Origin of the sequence: Psychrobacter sp. TB55-MNA-CIBAN-0194 (genome assembly GCF_040309505.1) — a bacterium.
GTDB lineage: Bacteria > Pseudomonadota > Gammaproteobacteria > Pseudomonadales > Moraxellaceae > Psychrobacter > Psychrobacter fozii.
Map to the genome: position 1 here is coordinate 228,975 of NZ_JBEOOW010000003.1, position 26,176 is coordinate 255,150.

Below are 26,176 nucleotides of genomic sequence, written 5' to 3' on the forward strand. Positions count from 1 at the left end.
GCCCCAAAACCTAGCCTTCGCAACACGCCTATTCAAGCAGGATAGCCGCTACTGTCAGGGCTAAAACGCATCTCAAGGCAACTATTACGAAATGATTTCAAACTTTAGATAGTTGAAAAAGATTCATCGACACTTTGCTTAAAAGATAGCTCTTCAATAGATGCAATTAACTTTGTCTCATTCACAGCAATAACCTGTTTAAACTCTGGATAACTTGCAACATGTTGGGGAATGGATAGCTTAAACTTGTGGATACTGCCACCAAAACCGTTAAGCAATCCCATATTTAGCGCCAAGTCATTCTCTTCTGTAGGGGCAATATAACCTCCGATATCCGCTTTATACAAAAACAAGTATGACAGGACTTGATTAAGGTCATCTCTATCGATTTTATTATCTTTCATACGCTTATATTTAGCGTCTAAAATAATACGATTGTCTTTCACAAAGTCAGGATAACGACGCACGTTATTACCTGAAAACTTTTGAGCATAGACTTTGATACCACCTTGTCGGGTATTATTAGTGGGATGGTCATATCCGATAGGACGTAGTAGCGTGTTGAGGTACTCCTCCCATAACCACGCTCCATCAAACAAAATGCCGTGAGCCTTATCATCGTTGTTGGCGTATTTCAGACCTTCATAACGTAAAATTTGTAGGCAGATTTTTTGCAAACCACTGTATTCCGTAAAGTAAGGATGTACAAAAGGCTTACGGTTAGTATTGATGATAGTATGTCGGTCGCGTACATGATATGACGGAGTGTGTTGGACAATCAGATTGACGAAATCAAGTGTTTCGCTGTCGCTATGCAGCACATCCCTCAGGTTAGGTTTTTGTTTGATAAGCTCTATGGCATGACGAATAAGCTGGGAGATTGGGTTATCAAAACTATGCTCGCGCACATTGTAGGTAACATTACCCCGAAACGGCAGGTTTTTGCGTAGATGGGTTTTGACATCGATAGCCCCTTTGAGACTACTGTCATTATAGCTTTGCTTTTGATACTCTTTATACAGGCCTTGTGAGAGTGCTTTTTTAAGAAAATAAGGAAACAGATATACCAAAAAATCAAATAAATTGGTTTGATTTCGACTGTGCTTTAAATCAAACAGGTTAATACATAATACTTTTTGCAGCATATAATGTAAAAAACAATCTTCTTCAATAGCCTCTTCTTGATTGGCATGGTCATCACTATCAACAACAGAAGCCCGAGCAAAACGGGACTGGATTTTCAACTGTGTATCTTTTACACCAATAAAACCCATGACATTGCCTGTCTCTAAAACGGTCTGAGACTCATTAACCTTTAACTCAAAGATTGGTTTACTGGCAATATCATCTTCGTTATCCTCAAAATGCGCAGGGAAAATCAATAAATTAGGATGTGTGGTCACTAGCTCGCCAATATTCTTACTAGCGAGTAGTGATAAATCAGCTATAACTCTATTAATATTTGGAACATTAGCGTCTAGAGTTAATGAAGAATTATCCGTCGTTACGATCATCATCAAACCCTAACTGTAGATTATAAGCATCTTTTAATCCTTGAATCTGTTGGTCAGCATCAGGATAACCACGCAGATACTCAAGAAGTAGCGACTCTAAATGATATGTCCATAACTTATCAAAATCGCCATCGTAGTTAGTAAGCTTTAGGAAGTAAGATGGGCCAACATGATAAGCAGAATTCAATCCTTGCACAGATTCGATAGCCTTATTTAAATCCGTTAGGCGCTGTTTAGCTTCCTCTGCCCAATCATCAATTTGACCTTCCCACATAGATAGTCGATCTGCTGATTTAATTTCTTTCCATGCAAAACGGCGGCGCATAGCAAAATCAAAAGACTCAACACTGCGGTCGATGTCATTCATTGTGCCAATAATATAGACGTTATCTGGTATATAAAAACCTTCTTTGAATACATCTTCATCCGTTTGCAAATTGGCGTATTGAGTAGTGACTCTACCACTCTCCCCTCGATAGCCAGGGTCAATAGAGAAGAAAAGCTCACCTAAGACTTTTGAGATTTCAGCACGATTAATCTCATCAAGGATAATAATGAATTTTTTGTTTTTATCGCACGTATCAGACATTCTTAGTGCATATTTTTCTTTGATATAGTTACAAATTGGTATTAAGTAAGGCTTCCAATCTATTACTTTGCCAGTTTCAAAATAAGTTTGAATATAGCTTTTAGTAACTATCATTGGTGTTTGTTTGATTGTGTCAGGTATGGCAACACAATCACCTTTCTTGTTTATCGTTATTCGAAAAGGATTACCTTGAACACGTGTCGCAAGCTCTAAGCCTTTTTCAGTAACATCCTCTATAAAACTCGCATACGCTTGATCAAAATTATCAAGCTCTTGGTTGGCTTGGTTTTTGAGTGCTCTTTTACAAAAATTCTTGAAACTACCATCTCGTAGCTCAAAACCAACTTCTCCATTTTCATTTTGAATAGGCCTTAAGCCTTCAACAAAGTCAGTATAGTCATAAGATGGATGAAACTGAATGAGTTCATATTCTGCGCCCCATTCCTCAGCCAACGTTTTAGCTAAATAGGTTTTGCCTGTTCCGGGTGCACCTGTAAGAACAATGTTTTTGTTGGCTAGTAATAACTCGCTAATTTCTTTAAGTAGTGGATTATTAATCGGTTGCTGAATCGGTTGCACACTTGATTTCTCAGTCATATTTAACTCATTGGCGAGTTTAAAAACATTTTTATAGGCATTAAATAGATCACCTTTTAGATCATTTATAATATTGTAGTATTCTACTAAATGCAGTTTTTTTGCATCATCTAACGCTATTATTCTACCGAATAAGTAATGCTCGTCTCTAACAGGATTTTGGAAGTTGTATTCATCCGTATTTAATACAAAGCCTCTATCGGCAAGCTTGACCATCTCGTCACTATCTTTCAAAGCCATGAAAGCATCTATATAAGGCTTGATATACTCTATCGGAGTCTTTTCTTCTTTGAATCTGACATACAGCGTATTAAACCCCAGTCCATAACCAATTTTATTGTCTGACAAGTAAATATGGTATTGAACTTCCGTACCAGCCCCTTCATTAATTGCCCACTCTCTGTCTTCGCTATCATATTTGAACAGCAATTTAGAGTTAGTTATTCTTTGATTGCCTGTTAGCTCTTTTCTCGCTATAAGAAAGTCTCTTTTTAAATCACCAATGTCTTTGTTTATAAGAATAACTAAATGACCAATGCTATCTATTCTGATAGCATTGGCATTGATATAATCGAGTTCCTTTATTGCTTCAACTAACTCGTCCCGTAGTGTCCATTCAAACAAGTTACCCGCTACCTTCTTACCAAGCATTGTAACTAGCCAGTAGGTCTTATCTCCCTCCTCAGTAGTTATTTCAAACCTATTTAAACGCTCTTGAACACTTCTACTAAAATGTGTTACTAGAGCAGTAAGAGAGTTAGAGTGAGTATGATATTTTTCTGCTAAATATTTACAGGTTGCCTTGTACTCAGGTTCTAAAAAGAAGATGCTCAGCACATATTTATAGTTATTGGTCATAAAATTATCATCAGATAATATCTCTAACCATTCATACTTAGTGACTTGTGATTTAGAATTATAATCATCACTTCTAACGACGACCTGCTCCATACCTAACCCTTATAAACTAATTGTATTTTTAATATTTTAATTATTTAATACCTTGAAACTAACGCCCCTTAAACTTAGCCTCACGTCTCTCAACCATAGCCATCACACCTTCTTTTGCATCTTCTGAGTGAAAGAGCGGCGGCAGATAACTATGGATATTGGCCAATGCAGTGGCTGCCCCATTTCGACTGGCATCTTGCGCTGAAGACAATGCCCCTCTCACACCCAAAGGTGCAGCTTTACAGATTTCTTGTGCCAACGTCAATGCACGCTCATATTCAGTGCCGTTTGCTACCACTTCACTGACCAAATTCAGTCTATCAGCCGTTTGCGCATCGAATGCCTTACCAGTAAGCAAATACGGCATGGCTTTTTGCCAGCCAGCAGCGGCTACAAAACGAACCGTCGCACCACCAAATGGCATGATGCCGCGCTGGACTTCCATTTGTGCAAAGTTGCAGTTATCACTGGCGATGACCACATCACTGTTGAGCATCAGCTCAATAGCCACAGTGAAGCAAGTGCCTTTGACCGCCACGACCACAGGTTTGGTACGCAGCTTTCCACTGATGCCCCATGGGTCAATTTGGTTACCATCAAACTCAAACACGCCATCGTTTAGCTTGTCTTGCAGCTCGACCAAATCCAGCCCAGCGGTAAAGTGATCACCATGCGCAAATATCAATGCACAGCGTAAGTTGTCGTCTTGCTCGTAGCGAGTCATCGCGTCAGAAAGCTGACCAATCATATGACTGTCAAAGGCGTTGCGTTTATTGGCACGATTTAGCCCGACCAGGCAAACATGGCCTTGGGTGTTATAAGTGATGCGGTTTTCTGTAGCGTTACTGTCCGTAGTCATGGTTCTGTCCTTGTTGAAATAATCATTATTATGTAGTGGGTAGTTATGTCGTTGCGCCTCGATATCCTTGATAGCCTTGATATATCCTCAGTCGCAGCAATCGGCTATCTTCAATGTAGTTCTGACCAATACAGATCTTACTAATGAAGATAAGAATACGGTAGTGGATTCATAGAAATTTGTCGATAAACCCACTTTTAATATAGACACCCTCGCGCGATAACACAAGCAGTAGAACTGCTACGAATAAAGCTCCCATTAATATAAGTTGACCCGATTCATGTTAAGTGTAACCATGAGGAAAATATAGACATTACTCAGAGCATCTTATGGAATTTTGGCACGGTTTTTTGCTGATTACTACAGTCCACTTACTGGCTGCAGCCTCCCCGGGGCCTGATTTTGTCTTGGTATCACAGCAGACATTGGCGAAAGGTCGACGCACTGGTTTGATCTGTAGTCTCGGTATTACCTTGGGTCTTGCCGTACACATTATCTATTCGGTATTAGGACTGGCGACGGTCATCGCACATTCGCAGCCGCTATTAACTGCTATCAAATGGTTGGGCGGTGGTTATCTGATTTATCTCGGTTGGCAGGGCATACAAGCCAAGCCTCAAAAGCCAGCAGATTTAGCCAACTTAACAAATGCAGCAGACTCAGAAGTAAGTTCAAGCACTCACGTTTCAAAGGATGCGCTTACTAGCCAAACCACGCCCACAACTAAAGATATCTCTACCCAAAAGTTACCTAGCAATAGCGAATCCACCTTTGCTACGTTGCGCCGTGGCTTTTTTTGCAATGTCTTTAATCCAAAAGCGCCCGTATATTTCGTCGCGATATTCACGCTCGTATTGTCACCTGATATACCGCTGTGGCAGTTGGCCATTTATGGCGTATGGATGATGGTCTTACAAATGGCATGGTTTAGTACAGTCGTGATACTCCTTTCTATCCCTGCGATTCATCGCCGCTTTCAGCGTTTTGAACATTGGATAGACCGCGTATTGGGTACAGCGATGATAGTATTGGGATTAAATCTGATTTTACGTAGTCGATAAGACATTCGTTACTCGTGAAATCTGCTAAAATGGTCGATTATATTCAAACATCAAAGCCACACACTATGACCCGTATTCCAGCAAATAGTACACACAGAAACAGATCACCGGCAACCGCCAAAAAACTCGGTCAGCTACATCCGCGTAACCCACATCAGGGTCGTTATGATTTTGCAGTATTGACTCGCGCGTTGCCTGAGCTTGCCAAGCATACGATTACCAACCCTAAAGGCGAGCCGACGATTAACTTCTCGGATCACCAAGCGGTACGTGTCCTCAATCAGGCGCTACTGGCCCATTATTATGGCGTGAAGTTTTGGGACATTCCAGAAGGCTATTTGTGCCCACCTATCCCAGGACGCGCTGATTATATTCACTATATTGCGGACTTGCTTGCGCAGACCACTCATGTGAATGCGGATAACACACCGCCGACAGGTAAAGAAATCCACGCTTTAGATATTGGAACGGGTGCCAGTGCCATCTATCCAATTATTGGTAGCCAGAGCTACGGCTGGCGCTTTACTGCCAGCGATATTGATCCAATTTCGGTCAATACCGCCGCGCTTATTTGCGATGCCAACCCAAAGCTAAAAGGTGCGGTAAAAGTCAAACTGCAAACCAATCCTAAGCATATGTTTGCAGGCATCATCGGTCGCCAAGACTACTTTGATGTGGTGGTCTGTAACCCTCCATTCCATGCCTCATTAGAAGAAGCGATGGAATCCAACAGCCGCAAGCAACATAACTTGCAAAGACATCGCGGTAAAAATGAAAACGAGCAAATAAGCCGTAGTTCGTCGAAGACAGGTAATGCTGCACAAAACCTAAACTTCGGTGGTCAGCATAAAGAGCTATGGAGTGAAGGTGGCGAGATTGCCTTTTTGACCAAAATGGCAAAAGAGAGTCAAGATTTTGCAGAGCATGTCGGTTGGTTTACGACGCTAGTCTCAAAGTCTGAAAACGTGAAACCATTACAGTTATTATTAAAGCAACTTGATGTCGCCCAAATGCGTATTATCGAGATGAGTCAGGGTCAAAAGAGCACCCGTGTATTGGCATGGCGCTTTGGCACTGACGAAGAGTAGCCGTTAGCAGTTTATCCGTTTAGGTTTCACGTGAAACAAAAAAGCACCGCTCTAAATTTTAGAGCGGTGCTTTTTATTGAGAATAATAAATTAAAAAAACGACTTGTTATATAGTCAGTTCAATATAATTTCGATACAAGGAAACCGAGTGCAAGTTATACATTAGTATGCTTAGCGAGGATGACGATGTAGCGGACTTATATAGACTTGACTATACCATTCACAAAAATTAGAGTAGTAAGGAAAACGAGTGCAAGTATAGTCGATTCAATTTAAAAGTAGTGCAAGGCAACCGAGTGCAGATGTATACGTGATACTTCAAGCGAGGTTAACGCTGTAATATTTTTATAGTGGAATGACTATAATACGCATTGTAGACTAAACAAGTTTGACACCACTAACCGTATTTTTTGGGAGTGGTGTTAACTAAAAAACATCAACTTTAACCCAATTAAGATCAGCACTAATCCACCTAGCGCTTCTGCTTTATCCTCTAACCACGTACCAGATCGCCACCCCAAATAAACACCAAACAGGCCAAATATAGCAGTGATTAACGCGATGATTAAACAAGCTAACCATGCATTTAGCTCTAACAGATTAAGTGTGAATCCTGCTGCCATCGCATCAATACTCGTCGCAATGGCGAGTGTAAATAAGGTGCGATGATTGATAGTTTTATGGCCGTTATGAATAACTGTCATTGCTTCACTATCAGCATTTATAGCGTTGCCGTTTGTGTGAAGCGCACTGTCGACAGCATCTTCTTCATCCGCAGTAAATACTTCGTAAAGCATCTTTCCACCGAGAGCGATAAGAATAAACCCACCAATCCAAGGTGCAGCCGCAGCTAACCAACCCAAAAGTGCTGCCCCTAATAGATAACCAATAAGTGGCATCACGCCCTGTGCAATGCCAAAATATAAGGCCGCATAAATAGCCAATCGCAGCAGATAAGACCTACTCTGTTTTTGTGACTTAGCACCCAGTCCAATAGCCACAGCGAATGCATCCATTGCCAATGCAATAGCGAGTAATACGACTTCGATCATTTTATTTTTCTCGTAAAATAGTCAATTTTTTGTTCCACGTGAAACAAAAATACCGCTTTGGATGCCAAAGCGGTATTTTTATATCTTATTAACAGCCAACTCTAAATTTAGATATCTAGGTTAGAAACAGTCAACGCATTCTCTTCGATGAAGATACGACGCGGCTCAACATGATCGCCCATTAGACAGGTAAACATATGGTCAGCGGCGATCGCATCTTCGATAGTGACGCGTAGCATACGACGGTTTTCAGGATCCATCGTTGTGTCCCAAAGCTGATCGGCGTTCATCTCCCCTAGCCCTTTGTAGCGCTGGATTGCTAGACCGCGACGTGCATCAACCATCATTTGCTGCCAGAGATAATCGAAGTCACGTACTGGGATATCTTTAGTCGTACCCGCTGTTGCTTCACGGCGGATAAAGGCATCACTTTCAAGCAACGTGTTCCATTCAGCAGATAAGCGCAACAGCTTGCTGTATTCACCTGAACTAATGAAACTCGCATCCAGTAGATAATGATGAGCCAACTGATGCACATAGACCGTGATACGTGGTAGCCACTGTGCTTTGGTAGATAACGCTTCACCGTCGATAGTTTCTTCAGCCACCACTTCTGGCTTCATGCCCAATAGATCAGCCGCTGCCGCATCCATATTTTTTGGCTGAGGAGCATGAATATTAATCAGTTCAATCTCAGGACTTAGATCACTACCAAAATGGTCCAGCTGCGTTTGCATGGCGTCTTTCCATGCTTGCATAGCAGACTTATCGTTAGTCATATCCGTAGTCAGCTTTGGTGTATGCGTCAACGCATCCAAAAGTACCGCTGGGAAACGAATCTGCAAACGGGCTTTGATCAGCTGCGTTTGGTTATAGTCATTCAGTAGTGTCTCAAGCGCTTGACCAGTGATCGCAGGCGCATCAGCACTGATATGCAGCTTGGTATTGTCAATTGTCGATGACAGTAGATACGCTTTAAGCGCTTCATCGTCTTTTAGGTATAGCTCTTGACGACCTTTTTTGACTTTATATAGCGGCGGCTGAGCGATATAAACATAGCCACGTTCGATTAATTCAGGCGTTTGACGGAAGAAGAAGGTCAACAGCAACGTACGAATGTGTGACCCATCAACATCGGCATCGGTCATGATAATGATTTTATGATAGCGTACTTTATCAGGGTTATATTCGTCAGGGCCAATGCCACAGCCAAGTGCTGTGATTAGATTGCCTACTTCAGCAGAAGACAACATTTTATCAAAACGAGCACGCTCAACGTTCAAGATCTTACCTTTTAATGGCAAAATAGCTTGAGTTTTACGACTGCGACCCTGTTTCGCTGAACCACCTGCAGAGTCACCCTCCACAATATATAGCTCTGATAGTACTGGGTCTTTTTCTTGGCAATCAGCCAACTTACCCGGCAAGCCTGCGATATCCAAAGTCGTCTTGCGACGCGTCATCTCACGCGCTTTACGAGCAGCATCACGCGCACGTGCCGCATCGATAATCTTACTCGCAATCGCTTTACCCGCACTTGGGTTCTCTAATAGATAGTCATTAAACTTATCATGCATTGCCGATTCAACAGCTGATTTAACTTCGCTTGATACGAGCTTATCTTTAGTCTGACTTGAGAATTTTGGATCCGGTACTTTTACAGAAACGATAGCTGTTAGACCTTCACGGGCATCATCACCCGTTGCAGCTACTTTCTCTTTTTTGAATAAGTTTTCACGATCCATATAGCTATTCAGGCAGCGCGTCAATGCTGAACGGAAACCTGATAGATGTGTACCACCATCTTTTTGAGGGATGTTGTTGGTGAAACACAGTACTTTTTCGTTATAAGTATCTGTCCACTGAAGTGCGACTTCTACACTGATACCGTCGTCTTGTTGACTGGTAAAATGGAACACTTCGTTGACACCGTCTTTGCCAGCATTGATATAACTAACGAACTCGAGCAATCCGCCTTTGTGTTCAAACTCATGACGCTTATCAATGCGCTCATCAGTCAATACAATACGCACACCAGAGTTCAAAAATGATAGCTCACGTAAGCGTTTTGCCAAGATGTCATATTCAAAAATAGTACCGGTAAACACATCACTACTAGGGTAAAAACGGATTTGCGTACCCGTTTGATTTGTGGCTTCCATCTGCTGAATATCAGCATCAGGTACACCATCGGTATAAGTCTGATTATAGTGATAGCCTTCACGCCAGATATTCATCTCAAGCTTTTTAGACAAAGCATTGACCACCGAGATGCCTACGCCATGCAGACCACCTGACACTTTATAGCTATTATCATCGAACTTACCACCAGCATGCAGTACCGTCATGATGACCTGTGCTGCTGATACACCCTCTTCTGGATGGATATCGACAGGCACACCGCGACCGTTGTCCATCACACTGACAGATTCGTCTTCATGGATAATGATGTCAATCTGATCACAATGACCCGCAAGCGCTTCGTCAATAGAGTTATCCACTACCTCAAAGACCATGTGGTGGAGGCCTGTACCATCATCGGTATCACCGATATACATACCAGGACGTACACGTACCGCCTCTAACCCACGTAATACGCGAATATCTTTAGAGCTATAATCAGAGGGTAATACTTCAGGCGCCACAGCTGGCACTGTCGTTTCAGCAATGCTGTCTGATGTTAGTTGCTCGGTAGGTAATGAATCACTCATGTGTCTTCCTTAATCTAGCCATAATCAGCCGTTTGCTATGGACTCACCACTACGATGATGCCTCATAACGTTATTTTAGACTCAACTGTTGTAGTAAAAATCTTCGATACGCATTATTGGCTAAAACATAATTAACCAAAATTTCGTCAGAGATGATATTGACTCAGAGAATACCAAGTCAGTGTATTATCACTTCACAATCAGCTTCTTTTTTTTAAACATTATTAAAGCCAGTAGAATAAATTAAACACATATTTATCAAATACTTAGAAACCTGTAGATAATAAAAAATATCTACATAACGCTATTAAACAACTTGCTGAAAACAGGATAAAAATAAAGCCTAATTTTACCATTTTTTTGCTTCTAAGTCACTGTTTACTGACAGTTTTCTTAGTATCAATGGCTCTCAAAAAATAAACGGTATTGTAGAAAAATGATGGTAGGTATAGAGGATTTATAAGGTTGTAAATCAGGGTGAAATAGACAGTATAAGGAAGTTATTAAAGTGGTTGGATATTACCTTGTTTCACATGAAACATATTAGGATTTGACCATAAATCTTGTATCATTGGCACGATATCATCAGTCAAACTGCTCATAAATACCTGACATGGCAACTGCGATAAAGTTGATAATAAGATCTCTATTGCCCTACCATCAAGCTCTGCCGTTATATCGTCTAGCAATACGACTGGCGTGGCTCTAGTATTGAATCCATCTCTATGTGAATCGATATCCTGTTCAGCATTGAGCAATAATGGTAACTGAGACAGCCTTAACGCAGTGATTAACAGCTTCTTTTCCCCACGAGACAATACGTTAGCCGCTTGCTCTTTTAGAGTTGGTAATTTAGCACTGACATCGTTTTTTGGCGTTGTGCTTGCAGACTCATTATTCATCTCTAGTGAATCATCAGAATGCCAATGCACATGAACATCAGCTCGATGGTTACCGATACGAGTGTATCCCAGCTGCAGATCCTGCTCTAGTCGCTCATTAAGCTGCACATCTAACGCAATACTCGTATCGTAGCCAGCATTGTAGCTTAAGCTCAATTGTTCGGCATAAGATGGCAGTAACTGCTCAATACTCTCAGCAAAATAAGGCTGCCATTCAGTAAATATTCGCTCTCGGTAATAATGAATGAGTGCGGCATGACTGCTCAAACCTTGATCCCATGACTTCAGCTCAGAAAGCTGCACTTGGGTCAAATGACGCGATTTTTTTAATAAACTATTGCGCTGTTTTAGCAGTCGTTGATAAGCAACCCACTGTGGATGAAAGCCTTGTTTCATGTGAAACACTAACCAATCCAACAGCTGTCTACGACTGGCGCTACCCTGCTCTAACATATCCATCGTTGATGGATCTATCAGTAGTGTTGGCAGTTGCTCAGTCAAAATACTTTGGTTGTAGACAGTGGTCTGATTAAGACGTAAGAGCGTTGTAGCATCAGCTTGTTTTTGGATAGCTAAGGTACTGCTATCATTAAGCTTAGCATGTACAGTAACTGTGTTTTGGTGATGTTGAATGTAGCGTTTAGGCTGGTGATGACGGAAGCTCTTGCCTCTGGAGAGCAAAAATATGGCTTCAAGTAAGGATGTTTTTCCACTACCGTTCGCGCCGATAATGACGTTACACGCAGTAGGCTGTAAATTGACTTGTGTTAGATTTCGAAGGTGTGATATTTGCAGACGTTCAATCATAATACCGATAGCCGCCTATTAAAATAGCATATAAAAAGTAATCATAAGTTGACTAAATTGTAGGCAAAAAAGATTAAAACTTAAAGGTGCAAATCTACTCTAAGAGTAAACTTGCACTTAAACACAGCTAAAACACCTAATTTCACCGCTTTTGTAAAACGAATATCACTATATTCGCATTGGCATAATGACATACTGATGAAATTCGTCATTCAGCTGATTGACCAACACTGAAGCGTTTGATTGGCTCATATGCATTTGCAAATCACCTTGGATAACGCCCAGTACATCTTGTAAGTAAGCAGCGTTAAACGATAGCTCCATGGGCTCACCTTGATACTTAGCTTGTATCATTTCCACCGCTTCGTCTTGCTCAGCATTATTGGCACGTACTTCTACCATACCGTCACTGGCAAAGTTAAAGACCACACCGCGAGATTTTTCATTACTCAAAATCGCAACACGACGTAATACATCAGTCATTTTTTCTTGGTTGAACAAAGCCAGCTTATCCGTATTACTCGGCATAACACGGCGATAATCTGGGAACTTACCATCGATCAGACGTGCTGTAAACGTGACCATTAAGTTATCGCTCACCTGCCCTGTACTATCAACATCACCAAACGGTAAGCTGACTTGCAAAAACTCACGCCCAAAGCTTAACGTAACTGGATTATCTTTATCTCCGAGCATTTTACCAAGCTCAGAAGCCAAGCGCTCAAGCTCAATGACAGCTTTGCGTGGCAAGATAGCCTGCATATTCAGATCAGCACTCACATCGATGACACTACGCGCTAAAGCCAATCTATGCCCATCAGTGGCAACCGTGGTTAGCTGCTGCTGTGATACATCAAACAGCATGCCAGTTAGATAATAACGCACATCTTGAATAGCCATCGCAAACTGAGTTTTGTGGATCAAATCAGTAAGGCGGCTACGGCTGATAATTAACGGTGTGATGTTTTCTGGATTACCCAAGCTTGGATAGTCTTCGGCTGGTAATGTACCTAATGTAAAACGGCTTTTACCGCTGGTCAGTAGGCAACGTTCATTTTCTTGAGTTGCCAGATTAACTAGCGCCTGTGCTGGTAATGATTTGCAAATATCTTTCAGCTTCGTCGCAGGTAACGTTGTTGTCCCAGCTTCAACACAAGCACCTGCAGGCAATTTCAACGTCGAGGTCAACTCTACTTCTAAATCAGAAGCTGTCAAAACAAGCGCTGACTCAGACAGCTGTAGCTTAATATTACCTAAAATAACCATATTATGGCGTTTATCAGCAGCCTTGGCGATCAAGTTAATGGCTTTTAGTAACGACTCTCGATTAATCGATAATTGCATGCTTAGTTACTCTTATTTAAATGACTGTATTTTTATCAATTCAGAACAATAGCTTAGGCTTAATAATACCTTGTCTACTGACTATAATCCATTAGCTATCTGTGTGCATATACCGTCAATATTATAAACCATATCATCCTACTAAAACATAGTGATACTGTGGCCTACTAACCTGCTTGCAACATTAGCGCTAGGGTCTTGTAATCCTTATCAAACGCAGGATCTGCGGCTCGTAGTTCATTAACTTTATCACAAGCATGCATCACCGTTGTGTGATCACGTCCACCAAATGACTGACCAATCTCAGGAAAACTATCCCCCGTCAATTCACGTGATAGAGCCATCGCAATTTGGCGAGGTCTAGCAATACTGCGCGTGCGCTTACGACCCATCATATCTTTGATAGTCACATCATAGTATTCAGCGACTACTTTACGAATATTATCCATATTAACGGCTTGCACACGCATCGCGACGATATCTTTTAGCGCATATTGCACCATTTCAAGCGTTATCTGTGCACCTGTTAAATTCGCATTGGCAAACACTTGATTTAGCGCACCTTCTAATCGCCTAACATTCGACACCACATTTTGTGCGATAAATAGTGCGCATTCCTTAGGTAACACCATTCCATATGATGCTGCTTTTTTCTGCAAAATTTGAACACGAGTATCAATCTCAGGTGGATCAACTGCTACGGTCAAACCCCAAGAGAATCTTGATCTAAAGCGCTCGTCAAACTCAGTCATTTGTGATGGATGACGATCAGAGGCCAAAATGAGTTGTTTATCACCACTGGTAAAATCTGCAAACAATGTTAAAAATTCATTACTACTTTTGGTCTTTCCAGCTAATACATGAATATCATCTACAATTAATAAATCTACTTTTTTAATTTTCTTTTTAAAATCTTCTATTTTATTGTTTCTTAATGAATAAACTAATTGATTAATAAATTTTTCAGAAGTGAAATAATAAAAACTTTGATTATTTTTTAAATAGCGATGTGCTACAGAATGCATTAAATGGGTTTTTCCCAAACCAGAAGGGCCATATATAAATAGAGGATTGTGACGATTTTTCGACTGACGTTTACCAAGCTCATAACAAGCTTTGTAAGCAAGGTTATTAGACTTACCCGTCACGAAGGTTTCAAAAGTAAACTCAGGATTAAGATAACTAAGTGACTTAGCATCAGCAGAATCAACTAGTTCTGCATGACGCATGTTGGCATCAATGTCCGCTTTCGCATTATTGTGATGGATCGTCTCAAAATTATGTTCTGCTGGGGGAGGGGAGGGCTTATCTTCTGCAAATAAAGACCCTGACTGTGGTTGGTTATCGTCGATATCACGACCTGCATTATCAACACGTACGATAACCTCTTCAATACTTCCTTGGCTATGCTTGGCGACCAATTGCTGGATATCTTGCAAATGGTTCTTTTTAATATAAGTGACAAAATAATCGTTAGGGGCAAGTATTATAAGGGTTTGAGCCTCTTGATGTGCTGATAATGGTCTCAACCACATAGTAAATACATTGTCTTTTACGTTATAGCGTAAATCGTTTAAACATTTATCCCAAATATTTGCTGTGTCTATCATGAAAAGTACTAACCCTATAATTTGAAATAACAGATATCTCAACGGTATAAATCGCTATTAGAGCACTAATGCAGTGCCTACTTGCTAGACCGAAGATAGTCACTGTAAACCGAGTAAAACTACACGTCGAGTAGGTAGCTAATTTAACACAGTTACCCTGTGGATAAAACCTTGTTTTTTGGGGATAAGACTGTGGATAGTTTTGTGGACAACTTCCAACCTTGAGTTATCCATATTTAACCCACAGGTTATCCACAGGTTTGCCCATAGCCTAGTATTTTGATTATAAAAAGAAAATTAGAGTTAACCACAGATAATAGGGCTCCCAATAACAACAATACTTATATATATTAATAGTTAATTATTATAGAGTTTGAGACAAACTGTGGATAACTTTTAAATATTAGTTTCACAAACTAGGTTTACTGAACAGTTAAACTAATGCTAGTTATTTCTACTTATCAAAAATCAGCTACTAAAAACTTGCTTCTAACAATAGTAATTTTTACCTGTATAAATACTGATTAAATTAGTTTATTGACCAAGACAGTATCTGGTGGTATAATCCTCCGTTATTACGAATTTAGTCCATTATTTTGATAGGTGAGTTATGAAACGTACATTCCAACCAAGCGTGATCAAGCGTAAACGTACTCACGGTTTCCGTGCTCGTATGGCAACTAAAAAAGGCCGTCAGGTCTTAGCTCGTCGCCGCGCTAAAGGACGTCATCGCCTTACTGTATAATCAGTAGATTGCGATAAGCATGGCTAATTGTGCTTGTTGTGTCTCTATTATTCATAGATTGCGATAGTCAATCATCACAACTGACACTTAGCCATATATTAAAAGCGCCCAAATAGGCGCTTTTTTTGTCTCTATATTTTACTATTATTTCCAATCTTGCTATTAGCTCTTATACTAGGTCTTAATATGCCAAATACTGTTTCAGCTACACCTACCGCACATTTCACTAAAGAGCAGCGACTGCTAACACCAGCGGCCTTTCGTGAGGTGTTTGATGCGCCTGAACGTAAGATTCACCAAAGTCATTTGATGGCCTTTGTACGTACTAATACTCATGATAAACCGAGAGTTGGTATGGCTATTACAAAGCGCAAAGTACCTACTGCAGTCGCTCGAAATCTAATTAAACGTCAAATACGTGAACAGTTCCGATCAAAGGCTTTTAGAATAGAAAGTAAAGACATTGTTTTTATTGTTAAGAAATCAATAAAAGACATAGATAAAAAAGAATTAAAAAATCAAATAAATAATATTTTTAAAAAAGTAGAAATAAAATAAAATGAATTTTTTTATAAAAATTAATAAAGTTATTTTTTATAAATTTTTATTAAATATAATTAATTTTTATCAAAAAATAATTAGCCCAATGATACCTGCTCGTTGTAGATATTATCCAACTTGTTCAAATTACGGTAAACAGGCTTTGATGTGGCACGGTGTCCGATCTGGCAGCTGGCTACTGTTAAAACGTATTGGCAGATGTCACCCTCTAGGTGGGCATGGCATTGATTTCGTGCCACTACCTTTAGCTTCTTACCAATATAGTTACGTATCTTTTGCTTGCTTACCACATATAAACGTTCAAGGATTGGGTGTTTATCGAGATAGCAAAAGCTATGTTTCACGCCTTAATCATTTAATGACGTTAGGATCGAAGTGAATATCGATTGGCTTTGATATAAAGACCAAAGAGTTACCCACAAGTTATCCACACTCTTGGTATCATTTAAGGCTGATTTTTAGTAAAATAATGCACATTTTATGTAAATGACTCGCAATACTGTTGTTAAACATCAGGACAGCCGTGCTGTACAGTCATGACACATGCCCTAATTTTTCATTCCCTAATTTTTTAATCTAGGAAAGGTTTATGCAAAAGATATTTCGGGTGATGATCATCATTGCGATGCTAATCACCGCTTATCTGCTGATTTTGGCATGGCGAGATGATTATGCCGATGCACCAGCGGTAGATGTGCTGCCAGAAACGACCACTTCAGTGGGTGCTGACATTCCATCTTCGACCGGTGCAGCAGGTGATATTCCGGCACAGACACAACCTGTCGATAGCGACACAGTGACTGCGACCCCTACTCCTGCTAAAGACACAGGTCTAATCACGGTTACGACCGATCGCTATGATATAAAAATCAATCCAGAAGGCGGTGATATTGTTTATGCTGCTCTTAAGCAATATAACGCGAAGCTCGATAGCGATAAGCCTTTCGTATTGCTAGAAAATAATAGCAATCGTGTATACGTGGCCCAGTCTGGTTTAATTGGTCAAGATGGTATTGATACGGCAGAAGGTCGTGCCAATTACAGTCATACTGCCAATAATTATGTAATGGAAGAAGGGCAGCAAACACTGTCTGTACCGCTAACTTACAAAAAAGATGGCGTGACAATTACCAAGACCTTCACCTTTACTGAAAGTAAGTATCCGATTGATATTAGCTATCAAATTCAGAATACCTCTACCAATGCTTGGCAAGGTCAGATGTTTGCGCAGTTAAAGCGTGATGACAGTAAAGACCCTGGTACGTCTGACAAAGGCGCATTGAGCATGGCTACTTATTTGGGCGGTGCTTGGGGTACTCCTGACGATCCTTATAATAAGCTGAAGTTTGGTGACTTTAGTGATGGCGAGTTGACGACGACCAGTGATAAAGGTTGGGTTGGTATCGTGCAGCATTACTTTGTATCTGCATGGACGCCTGAAAACTTTACCGGTAATTTCTTTAGCCGCGAAACGGGTGATGATTACTTTATTGGTTTTAATAGTCAGCCTATTAATGTAGCACCAAACAAGCAGTTGACGTTGAATGCCACATTATATGCTGGTCCAAAAGTACAGTCTGAACTCAAAGAAGTTTCGGTAGGCCTCAACAAAACGGTCGATTATGGTCTGTTATGGCCAATATCTAAGATCTTGTTTGCTATCTTGGATGGTATTCACAAAATCATCGGTAACTGGGGTTGGTCAATTATTCTATTGACGGTGCTAGTTAAAATTGCCTTGATGTGGTTCTCTAACAAGAGCTACTACTCAATGGCGAAAATGCGAGCTATCGGACCGAAACTCAAAGCGCTCAAAGAAGAGCATGGCGATGATCGTATGAAGATGTCGCAAGAGATGATGGCCATTTATAAAGAAGAGAAAGTCAATCCAATGGCGGGTTGTTTGCCTATTCTGATGCAAATGCCGATTTTCTTAGCGTTATATTGGGTACTGGTTGAAAGTGTTGAGCTGCGTCATGCCCCTTGGATCTTGTGGATTCAGGATCTATCATCGATGGATCCATGGTTTATTTTGCCGCTACTAATGGGCGCATCCATGTTTATCCAGCAGCAGCTTAATCCGCAACCAGCTGATCCAATGCAAGCAAAGGTTATGAAGTTCTTACCGATTATCTTTACTGCATTCATGCTGTTCTTCCCAGCAGGTCTGGTTCTATACTGGACTGTGAACAACTTGTTTAGTATGACTCAGCAATATATCGTCAACAAAAAAGTTGAAGAAGAGCAAAAGCGCCGTACTGTGAAAGTACTGGACTAACTAGCTCTAGCTTATGAATTGATAGAAAACCATCGCTACGGCGGTGGTTTTTTTATGCGTGGCACATATCTATCGCCTTTAACTTATTCTCAATAAAAAATAAAAGAAACGTGCCACATGCTTAAAGTGTCACTATGTAAAGTTTGCTTTGTCAGTCTGTGCTGAGGCGTCTATAATGGGGTTTTTAGTTATTGAGAGTTATAGTGGATTCCCTAGAAAACGCGTCAACCTCGCATCACTCATCTGATAAACCTAGCTCGGCTGGATTGGCTACGATTGCAGCCATTGCAACACCGCTTGGCCGTGGTGGTGTCGGCGTTATACGTTTGTCAGGTGTGCGTGCGTATGATATGGCCTGTGCCTTAACAGGTAAGTCTGCCTTTACGCCACGTATGGCCAGTTTTTGCCGATTTTATCAGGCTGATGGCACAGTGATTGATGAAGGTTTGGTGCTTTACTTCAAAGGTCCACATTCATTCACCGGTGAAGATGTGATTGAGCTGCAAGGGCATGGTGGCATGATTTTGCAAAATCAATTGCTAGCCCGTGTGTTTGAGTTGGGTGCAAAACAAGCCAGTGCAGGGGAGTTCTCTTATAGAGCTTTTGATAATGACAAATTAGATTTGGTTCAAGCAGAGGCGATTGCTGATGCGATCGATGCGACCAGTGCGGCGGCAGCTAGTAGTGCTATTCGTTCTCTCAGCGGTGAGTTTTCACAAAAAATTAATCAACTATTAGAGCAACTCATTCATCTGCGCTTGCACGTTGAAGCGGCTATTGATTTCCCTGATGAAGAGGACGTCGACTTTTTATCTGATGGTGTGATACAAAATAAGCTTGAGCAAACACAAGAAAAAATACAGCAAGTACTGGCAACGGCAAAACAAGGCCAGCTGCTACGTGATGGCATTCATGTGGTACTAGCAGGTAGACCAAATGCAGGGAAATCAAGCCTACTCAATCGTCTAGCGGGTCAGGAGAGGGCTATCGTTACTGACGTAGCAGGGACTACTCGTGATACGCTGCAAGAGACAGTAGTTCTCAATGGGCTCACACTTCATTTAACTGATACGGCAGGTCTACGTGACACAGAAGACACGGTAGAGCGTATTGGTATTGAGCGTGCACGCACGGCCATTACTCAGGCTGATATGCTACTCATGGTCTATGATGTCACCCGTGATCTTGAGGAAGAAAGTACACCGCTACAGCTTGCAAAGCAATTATTTGGCGAGTTGCCAGAGGCCAAACGTTTATTAATCATTGCTAATAAAAGCGACTTATTAAACGACAGTAAGCGCGAGCAAGCTATTTCCACTTCGCAATCTGAAATAGAAAGTCGTGGCTATGAACAAGTGAATGTTTCATGTGAAACAGGCATTGGCATCGATAATTTGGTCGAAACATTGTGTGCTAAAGTGGGTTTTCATCCACCAGAAAACAGTCTCATTGCTCGTACAAGACATTTAGATGCGCTTAGGCGGACGGCTGATAATCTGGTCGAAGCGCACGAACAGTTAACGGTCTTTCAAGCAGGAGAGTTAGTCGCTGAAAGCTTACATCAAGCACAGCGCAGTCTGGGCGAAATTACGGGCGAATTTAGCGCTGATGACTTGTTGGGCAAGATATTTGGTAGCTTCTGTATTGGCAAATAATAGAGTATTACTATGATGTACTCATCTAACATGGGTCTCATAAATAAAGACTTCGACTCTCAATGTTAAAACAAGGAAAATGCGATGCACTGTCCGTATTGTAATGCGTCAGAGACTAAGGTTATTGACTCGCGTCTTGCTGCGGAAGGTGCGCAAGTTCGCCGCCGCCGCTCATGCAATAGCTGCCAAGAGCGTTTCACTACCTTTGAGATGGTCGAAGTCGTGATGCCAAGAATTATCAAATCAAGTGGCAAGATTGAGCCTTATGATAATGAAAAATTGCGTCGCTCTATTTTATTGCCTTTGCAAAAGCGTCCTATCACAATTGATGAGCAAGAGGCGATGATTAGCCGAATTGAGAAACGTGTTAGACAAATGGGTGAGCGTGAGATTAGTAGTAAAGTCTTAGGTGAAATAATCATGAGTGAACTCAAAACACTAGATGATGTCGCTTATGTGCGCTTTGCTAGTGTCTATCGGGACTTTCAAGATATTGATGCTTTTCATCAAGAAATTGCGAATATCCGCCCAAATGAAAAACAATCGAACGAAACTGATAAATAAGTCATAGTTACTCTATTAATCAGGTCTCAAACACTTACTTTCTTATATAGAACCCTCAATTATTGATTAAGTCTACTGCTATGTCTATTCAAAACCATGCTCAAGATGCACAAGATCGCTACTTTATGATGCTTGCTATTGAGCAGGCGAAACAAGGTTTGTATACCACAAGGCCTAATCCTGCAGTAGGCTGTGTCATTGTCCAAGCAGGAGAAGTAGTCGGGCAAGGATTTCATCCCAAAGCAGGTGAGCCTCACGCAGAAGTATTTGCGCTCAAAGAAGCAGGTATGAAGGCAGTAGGAGCCACAGCTTATGTAACTTTAGAGCCTTGTAGTCATACAGGGCGTACACCACCTTGCGCATTGGGTCTTATTAATGCGGGTATAAAGCGTGTTGTAATAGCAGGCCTCGACCCTAATCCACAGGTTGCTGGACGTGGTATAACGTTGTTAGAGCAGGCTAGTATTGAAGTTATAGTTGGTGTGCTGACAGCGCAAGCAGAAGCCTTAAATCGCGGGTTTTTAAAGGCGATGCGTACTCAAATGCCGTATGTACGACTGAAAATAGCAACCAGCCTTGATGGTCGCACAGCGATGGCGTCTGGTGAGTCAAAATGGATTACCTCAGCCGCCGCCCGTGAAGACGTACAGAAACTACGCGCACAAAGTGGTGCGATTATTACGGGTAGTGAAACGGTTATTGCAGACGATCCACAGCTTAATGTACGTTCTAGCCAATTAGGTGTGCCACCTGAGCAAGTGCCAGCACCTATCGTAGTGGTGCTCGATAGACGTCAACGGCTAGCGCATAGTCCAGAGTCTAGTCATCAGTTATGTCGTCGTCCAAATACGCTATATTGGCGTGAAGACGACTTGACTGCATTACTGAAAAATTTGGTCAGTGAGCATCAGTGTTATGACGTGTTAGTAGAGGCTGGTGCTAGCGTCGCTGGTAGCTTTTTAAGCCAACAATTGGTGGATGAATTAATCGTCTATCAAGCACCCTGTTTATTGGGCGCACAGGCCAAACCGATGGTCGAGTTCAGTCCGCTGTCTTTAGCAGAGCAGCTACGTTTTAGTGTTAGTAGCCATGAACGGGTAGGCTCTGATCTTAAGTTAACGTTGTTACATCTATAAGCCATTGAGTATAAAGGGTTTATCTATAATTTATATCTGGTGTGGGCTAAATGTGGATAAGTAATGTTATATAACTTAGGTTTCACATGAAACTGTGTATAACTTCGTTTCACATGAAACTTATATTATGCGTCTCCACACAATAATATTAATAAAAGTAATTAAATTAATAACTTAAACTTAATTTATAAGTAGCTTGTTCTATTCTTGAATTTTATTTTCCTGTGGATAACTTGTTATTATCGAGGGTTTTTGGCTTACTAAAGGTTGATTTATCATTACTTATCCACAAGTTATCCCATAATGAGCATAGAATTAGCTTAGGTTTCACTAAAAATTTAGTTTGGACAAACACTACCAAAATACGAATGAATTAAAATATATTGTCGATAACGGCAGTATTACAAAGAGATGAGGCCAATATGTTTACTGGAATTATAGAGAGTGTGGGAAAAGTAAAATCTATGCAGCCTACGGGCGGTGATATACGTTTGACAATAGAATCTAATGATTTAGATTTCAGTGATGTGAAACTGGGAGATTCGATTGCCTCAAATGGCATTTGTTTGACGGTGGTAGAGTTCGGCAGCAATCATTATTCTGTTGATGTTTCACGTGAGACAATTGCTCGTACAGCGTTAGAGACATTAAAACCCGGTCATATTGTCAATCTAGAAAAAGCCATGCTACCAACAACACGTTTCGGTGGTCACATTGTGGCTGGTCACGTGGATGGCGTTGGGGTAGTAAGCAAGATACAACAAGATGCACGCTCTATCTATATTGAAATCGAAATACCACAAGAGCTGGCACATTACACAGCGACTAAAGGCTCTATTACGATTGATGGCATTAGCCTGACAACCAACCTTGTACGTGACAATATTGTTTCTTTAAATATTATTCCACATACGGCGCAAGTTACCAATATCGCTAAACATTGGCTGGTTGGAAACAAAGTTAATATCGAAGTGGACATCGTTGCACGCTATTTAGAGCGTTTATTGAATAAGTCGCAAACGGGCGGTATGAATGCGCCAAGTCCACAAAGTCAGATTACGGAAGCTTTCTTAGCAGATAATGGCTTTATGAAGTAATCGCTAACCATATAAAAATAAGTATTTGAGCAATTGAGTAGCTGCCTAATAACATACTACTCAGTTGCAATTAGCGTGATTTTTATGCTTCTATTAAGCGTTCTAATACGGCCTCTAATTCTTTCTTGTTAATCGGTTTAGATAGAAAATCATCCATTCCTACGTGCATACAAGCATCACGATCTTCTTGTGCATTGTTTGCCGTCAGCGCCACGATAGGAATATCGTCATCTTGCGCACGGATAGCACGAGTAGCCTGCAACCCATCCATGACAGGCATTCTACAATCCATCAAGATAAGGGAAATATCCTGACGCTGCTCTTTCAGTTTGTGTAATGCTTGCTGACCATCTTCTGCGACAACACTACGATAGCCCAGTTTACTCAATATCTTGCAGGTTATTTTTTGATTGGTGGGACTGTCTTCTGCTACCAAAATAAGTGGTGATAGAGTTTCGTCTTTTGGTTTAGCTGTGTCTATTGGTTGTTGGTTACTCTCTTTTTCACAGCTGATAGGTGCTGTAAGCTTTTTCCTAGCTGATATCGTTAAGCGCAGCAATTCAGAAATCAGTAAATTAGCATCTAATGGTTTGGTTAAAAAGCCATCATATTTGTCTAATAATACAGATGGAATATGACGTTCAGGCTTCATGCTAAATAATAATTTTGGTAATAAAGGCGTTGCTAGCAAGTCTTTCAAAGCCTGAAGCTTATCGCTATTATTGAGTGTTTTATATTTCCAGTCTACTTGCTTCTCTACTATATCTGTTTCTATATTTTGAGAGTTGTCATCATTATCAGTTAAAGTGATGGTTTTGTAGTACTCATAATCCAATAATAGGATAGGCGTGAGTATCTGCTCGTTCTGTATTAATGTATTTGTTAATTGCCTCAAGGTGACTAAGTCTACAGTGGTATGAATAGTCATCGGGATGGCTAAGTGTTTGCACAAGCGCTGTAAATTTTCAGCAACAAGTGGTTGCTCGATGACAGCGATGAGGTGGATGCCACTTAAATGTTGATTCTGATGATATACCGGCTGATAGTTAGGACGGCGGCAAGGGAGGTAGACATTAAATATACTCTCCTTACCTATCGTACTTTTCAACTCGATAAAACCACCTAATAATTGTGCAAAGCTATTGGCATTATCTAACCCTGTGCCTGCTTGCTCAGTAGCTTGAGTTGGTTTGTTATTATCTAGATTGGTTTCTTGATTAAAAACAGTGATAAGCTGATTTTTTTTATCAGCATCAATGCCAACCCCTGTATCTTTTATACTGAAATGAACCCAGTGGGAAGCCTGAGTAGGTACCATAGTATTATGGGTAGGAAGTATACGATCGCTATTTATGCGTTTGATTTGCTCTTCTGTGACGCGATCTATCGTGAGTGCGACATAGCCTGAAGTTGTAAATTTTATGGCATTTTTTAATAAGTCTAATAGGATGTGACGTAGACGAACGTCATCAGTATCAATGTAACGTGGGCAATCTGGGGCAAAGAAGTAAATTAACTCCAATCCCTGCTGTCTTATGTCATTGATGACCAGATTATTAACTTCCTTAGTCAGTTGATAAATATCAACAGGTTCAATACTCAGTCGACTTTTTCTAACTTCAATATTGCCAATATGCAGCGTATCGTTGAGTACGGTTAGCATGTTTTGGCTGGTTTTTATCAGAGTATCTAACGTCTTATTCTGCCTAGCATCCAGTCTCTTGGGATCGATTGGCTCAAGAGTATCGATCATTGCCTCTATCGGTACACGCAGCTTATGACCGATAACAAGGCGAAGCTTATAGAATTCGTCAAGCTTAGATTTCAGCTGTTTGTTTTTTTGCTGCAATTGCTCGTTTTGATTAACGATTTCATTGATGTTGTTAAAAATCACTGTAAAGCCATGAACTTGTCCGTGTTCACCGAACCATGGTGTGATATTTAATTGGTAAGCTTGTCCATCCTCTAATCCATAAACGCTCAAGGTACGAGTGACACGTAGATTAGACAGTGATTGTAATAGCAGCTGGGTAGACTCATCTTTACCTGCGACGAAGTCTATTAGCTCATAGTTTTTATTACTCTCAGGAGGACAAGTAAATACTTGGTCAAAACGTTGATTACAAAAGCTAATCTGACCGTGACGCATAATCATAATCATCGGCAGTGGTGCTTGGTTTACCAAACGTTCAAGACGGTGTGTTAGGGTTTTTATACGGCGATAGTTACTGTGTAGTTGGTAGCTGACACGGCTCAGCGCATGACCTAAGCGCAAAAACTCAGGCGTGGATTTCTTATATAGAAAAGGTGGTGTGCTATAAACTTCTTGTTTATGACTGTTTAGGCTGTCGGTATAACTTATTAGCTGTTCCCAATTGATACGACGGTTGAACATGTAAAGCAAAGCGATGATAAAAAGTACAATCGCTGTCATTAGCGGCAACCAATAGCGGTAAGATATCCAGTCAATGATAAGCGGTTTATGACGTAATATAATATAAATTTGATGACCACTTTTGAGCTTGATGGTACCAGTCAAGTTACGGCTGTTAAGCTTATAGGCGCTATGACTACTGTTATCAGGAGGTGACGATGTAATAGTGGGAAAGCTGACAGTAGGGAAAGCACGCTCATCTGGACGGGTATAGCGGTGAATATAAGTCTGACCAGATGGCATCATAAACACCAACTGATAGCTGATACCCTCAAAGGCAAGCTGCTTCAAAAATCTGTCAATTTCAGGATTTAGTGGGCCTGCATGCTCAGTGATTTCATGTTGTAATGAATAAAAGGTATTGATACTTTGTTGTTCACTGTTTGTCTTTATTTCGTGAAAAAGCGTGAAGTAATACAGCACTAGCATCACTAGCAACGTCAGTGCATAAAATATAAGTAAGCGCTTTAAGGACTGAAATTGTTGCATGAAAACGTGGTCCTATATCGACACGAAAAAACATAGTGAGTGAATCGTAAGTTTGAATCAGTAGGTAGCTTGCTTAATTCCTTATGGTTTTAAGTTCTTTAACTATTATAAAGATAAACGGCGTCATTAGTA

General features: G+C 40.8%; 19 protein-coding genes. 10 read left to right on the plus strand and 9 right to left on the minus strand.

All coding sequences use genetic code 11. The annotated features are described in order from the left end of the window. Positions 1 to 104 precede the first annotated feature (104 nt). From AAEY75_RS05295 to AAEY75_RS05305, 3 genes are read right to left on the minus strand one after another with little or no spacing between them, the layout of a single operon-like run. Complete coding sequence (locus AAEY75_RS05295; RefSeq protein ID WP_352258884.1) at positions 105 to 1,517, minus strand: McrC family protein; 1,413 nt, start codon at positions 1,515 to 1,517, stop codon at positions 105 to 107. Continuing rightward, positions 1,495 to 3,651 (minus strand): McrB family protein, encoded by a 2,157-nt coding sequence (locus AAEY75_RS05300; protein WP_352258886.1) that lies wholly within the window; start codon positions 3,649 to 3,651, stop codon positions 1,495 to 1,497. The genes AAEY75_RS05295 and AAEY75_RS05300 overlap by 23 nt, the downstream gene beginning before the upstream one ends. 58 nt (positions 3,652 to 3,709) lie before the next feature. After that, entirely contained in the window at positions 3,710 to 4,510 is an 801-nt protein-coding gene (locus AAEY75_RS05305; RefSeq protein ID WP_352258888.1) for a crotonase/enoyl-CoA hydratase family protein, read from the minus strand. Between the two features lie 329 nt (positions 4,511 to 4,839). On the opposite strand from AAEY75_RS05305, the gene AAEY75_RS05310 reads away from it, so the two are divergent. Continuing rightward, a complete protein-coding gene (locus tag AAEY75_RS05310) occupies positions 4,840 to 5,571 on the plus strand; it encodes a LysE family translocator (protein WP_352258890.1) in 732 nt (243 codons plus the stop codon). A gap of 29 nt (positions 5,572 to 5,600) precedes the next feature. Then, entirely contained in the window at positions 5,601 to 6,659 is a 1,059-nt protein-coding gene (gene rlmF / locus AAEY75_RS05315) for a 23S rRNA (adenine(1618)-N(6))-methyltransferase RlmF (RefSeq protein ID WP_352259007.1), read from the plus strand. Positions 6,660 to 7,081: 422 nt separating this feature from the next. On the opposite strand, the gene AAEY75_RS05320 is transcribed toward rlmF, so the two are convergent. From AAEY75_RS05320 to dnaA, 5 genes are all read right to left on the minus strand, one after another. Next, positions 7,082 to 7,711 (minus strand): manganese efflux pump MntP, encoded by a 630-nt coding sequence (locus tag AAEY75_RS05320; protein ID WP_352258892.1) that lies wholly within the window; start codon positions 7,709 to 7,711, stop codon positions 7,082 to 7,084. Between the two features lie 107 nt (positions 7,712 to 7,818). Further along, positions 7,819 to 10,422 carry a DNA topoisomerase (ATP-hydrolyzing) subunit B gene (gene gyrB, locus AAEY75_RS05325; protein ID WP_352258894.1) on the minus strand — a complete coding sequence of 868 codons (2,604 nt, stop codon included), beginning with the start codon at positions 10,420 to 10,422 and terminating at the stop codon, positions 7,819 to 7,821. 503 nt (positions 10,423 to 10,925) lie between these two features. Continuing rightward, on the minus strand, positions 10,926 to 12,131 hold the full coding sequence (gene recF / locus AAEY75_RS05330) for a DNA replication/repair protein RecF (protein ID WP_352258896.1): 1,206 nt from the start codon (positions 12,129 to 12,131) through the stop codon (positions 10,926 to 10,928). A 168-nt stretch (positions 12,132 to 12,299) separates the two neighbouring features. Next, positions 12,300 to 13,475, minus strand: a complete 1,176-nt coding sequence (gene dnaN, locus AAEY75_RS05335) for a DNA polymerase III subunit beta (RefSeq protein ID WP_352258898.1) — start codon at positions 13,473 to 13,475, stop codon at positions 12,300 to 12,302. Positions 13,476 to 13,642: 167 nt separating this feature from the next. Continuing rightward, complete coding sequence (dnaA, locus tag AAEY75_RS05340) at positions 13,643 to 15,085, minus strand: chromosomal replication initiator protein DnaA (RefSeq protein ID WP_197215425.1); 1,443 nt, start codon at positions 15,083 to 15,085, stop codon at positions 13,643 to 13,645. A gap of 610 nt (positions 15,086 to 15,695) precedes the next feature. On the opposite strand from dnaA, the gene rpmH reads away from it, so the two are divergent. From rpmH to AAEY75_RS05380, 8 genes are all read left to right on the plus strand, one after another. Continuing rightward, on the plus strand, positions 15,696 to 15,830 hold the full coding sequence (gene rpmH / locus AAEY75_RS05345) for a 50S ribosomal protein L34 (RefSeq protein ID WP_007394757.1): 135 nt from the start codon (positions 15,696 to 15,698) through the stop codon (positions 15,828 to 15,830). A 186-nt stretch (positions 15,831 to 16,016) separates the two neighbouring features. After that, positions 16,017 to 16,388, plus strand: coding sequence for a ribonuclease P protein component (gene rnpA / locus AAEY75_RS05350; RefSeq protein WP_197215423.1), 372 nt, complete (start codon positions 16,017 to 16,019; stop codon positions 16,386 to 16,388). Between the two features lies 1 nt (position 16,389). After that, on the plus strand, positions 16,390 to 16,770 hold the full coding sequence (gene yidD, locus AAEY75_RS05355) for a membrane protein insertion efficiency factor YidD (RefSeq protein WP_197215421.1): 381 nt from the start codon (positions 16,390 to 16,392) through the stop codon (positions 16,768 to 16,770). 210 nt (positions 16,771 to 16,980) lie between these two features. Beyond that, positions 16,981 to 18,669: a membrane protein insertase YidC gene (gene yidC / locus AAEY75_RS05360; RefSeq protein ID WP_110922146.1), complete on the plus strand. Its 1,689-nt coding sequence runs from the start codon at positions 16,981 to 16,983 to the stop codon at positions 18,667 to 18,669. A gap of 266 nt (positions 18,670 to 18,935) precedes the next feature. Further along, positions 18,936 to 20,324: a tRNA uridine-5-carboxymethylaminomethyl(34) synthesis GTPase MnmE gene (gene mnmE, locus AAEY75_RS05365; protein ID WP_352259009.1), complete on the plus strand. Its 1,389-nt coding sequence runs from the start codon at positions 18,936 to 18,938 to the stop codon at positions 20,322 to 20,324. 84 nt (positions 20,325 to 20,408) lie between these two features. Next, positions 20,409 to 20,888: a transcriptional regulator NrdR gene (nrdR, locus tag AAEY75_RS05370; protein ID WP_110922147.1), complete on the plus strand. Its 480-nt coding sequence runs from the start codon at positions 20,409 to 20,411 to the stop codon at positions 20,886 to 20,888. Positions 20,889 to 20,968: 80 nt separating this feature from the next. Then, positions 20,969 to 22,024 (plus strand): bifunctional diaminohydroxyphosphoribosylaminopyrimidine deaminase/5-amino-6-(5-phosphoribosylamino)uracil reductase RibD, encoded by a 1,056-nt coding sequence (ribD, locus tag AAEY75_RS05375; protein ID WP_352258902.1) that lies wholly within the window; start codon positions 20,969 to 20,971, stop codon positions 22,022 to 22,024. Between the two features lie 422 nt (positions 22,025 to 22,446). Further along, positions 22,447 to 23,121, plus strand: a complete 675-nt coding sequence (locus AAEY75_RS05380; protein ID WP_110922149.1) for a riboflavin synthase — start codon at positions 22,447 to 22,449, stop codon at positions 23,119 to 23,121. Positions 23,122 to 23,203: 82 nt separating this feature from the next. Here the strand turns inward: AAEY75_RS05380 and AAEY75_RS05385 are convergent, their stop codons facing one another. Then, positions 23,204 to 26,044 carry a response regulator gene (locus AAEY75_RS05385; RefSeq protein ID WP_352258904.1) on the minus strand — a complete coding sequence of 947 codons (2,841 nt, stop codon included), beginning with the start codon at positions 26,042 to 26,044 and terminating at the stop codon, positions 23,204 to 23,206. Positions 26,045 to 26,176: the final 132 nt, after the last annotated feature.

Coding starts and splice junctions, on each gene's coding strand:
- AAEY75_RS05295 (WP_352258884.1), bottom strand. CDS start 1,517: ATGATGATCGTAACGACGGATAATTCTTCATTAACTCTAGACGCTAAT.
- AAEY75_RS05300 (WP_352258886.1), bottom strand. CDS start 3,651: ATGGAGCAGGTCGTCGTTAGAAGTGATGATTATAATTCTAAATCACAA.
- AAEY75_RS05305 (WP_352258888.1), bottom strand. CDS start 4,510: ATGACTACGGACAGTAACGCTACAGAAAACCGCATCACTTATAACACC.
- AAEY75_RS05310 (WP_352258890.1), top strand. CDS start 4,840: ATGGAATTTTGGCACGGTTTTTTGCTGATTACTACAGTCCACTTACTG.
- rlmF (WP_352259007.1), top strand. CDS start 5,601: ATGGTCGATTATATTCAAACATCAAAGCCACACACTATGACCCGTATT.
- AAEY75_RS05320 (WP_352258892.1), bottom strand. CDS start 7,711: ATGATCGAAGTCGTATTACTCGCTATTGCATTGGCAATGGATGCATTC.
- gyrB (WP_352258894.1), bottom strand. CDS start 10,422: ATGAGTGATTCATTACCTACCGAGCAACTAACATCAGACAGCATTGCT.
- recF (WP_352258896.1), bottom strand. CDS start 12,131: ATGATTGAACGTCTGCAAATATCACACCTTCGAAATCTAACACAAGTC.
- dnaN (WP_352258898.1), bottom strand. CDS start 13,475: ATGCAATTATCGATTAATCGAGAGTCGTTACTAAAAGCCATTAACTTG.
- dnaA (WP_197215425.1), bottom strand. CDS start 15,085: ATGATAGACACAGCAAATATTTGGGATAAATGTTTAAACGATTTACGC.
- rpmH (WP_007394757.1), top strand. CDS start 15,696: ATGAAACGTACATTCCAACCAAGCGTGATCAAGCGTAAACGTACTCAC.
- rnpA (WP_197215423.1), top strand. CDS start 16,017: ATGCCAAATACTGTTTCAGCTACACCTACCGCACATTTCACTAAAGAG.
- yidD (WP_197215421.1), top strand. CDS start 16,390: ATGAATTTTTTTATAAAAATTAATAAAGTTATTTTTTATAAATTTTTA.
- yidC (WP_110922146.1), top strand. CDS start 16,981: ATGCAAAAGATATTTCGGGTGATGATCATCATTGCGATGCTAATCACC.
- nrdR (WP_110922147.1), top strand. CDS start 20,409: ATGCACTGTCCGTATTGTAATGCGTCAGAGACTAAGGTTATTGACTCG.
- ribD (WP_352258902.1), top strand. CDS start 20,969: ATGTCTATTCAAAACCATGCTCAAGATGCACAAGATCGCTACTTTATG.
- AAEY75_RS05380 (WP_110922149.1), top strand. CDS start 22,447: ATGTTTACTGGAATTATAGAGAGTGTGGGAAAAGTAAAATCTATGCAG.
- AAEY75_RS05385 (WP_352258904.1), bottom strand. CDS start 26,044: ATGCAACAATTTCAGTCCTTAAAGCGCTTACTTATATTTTATGCACTG.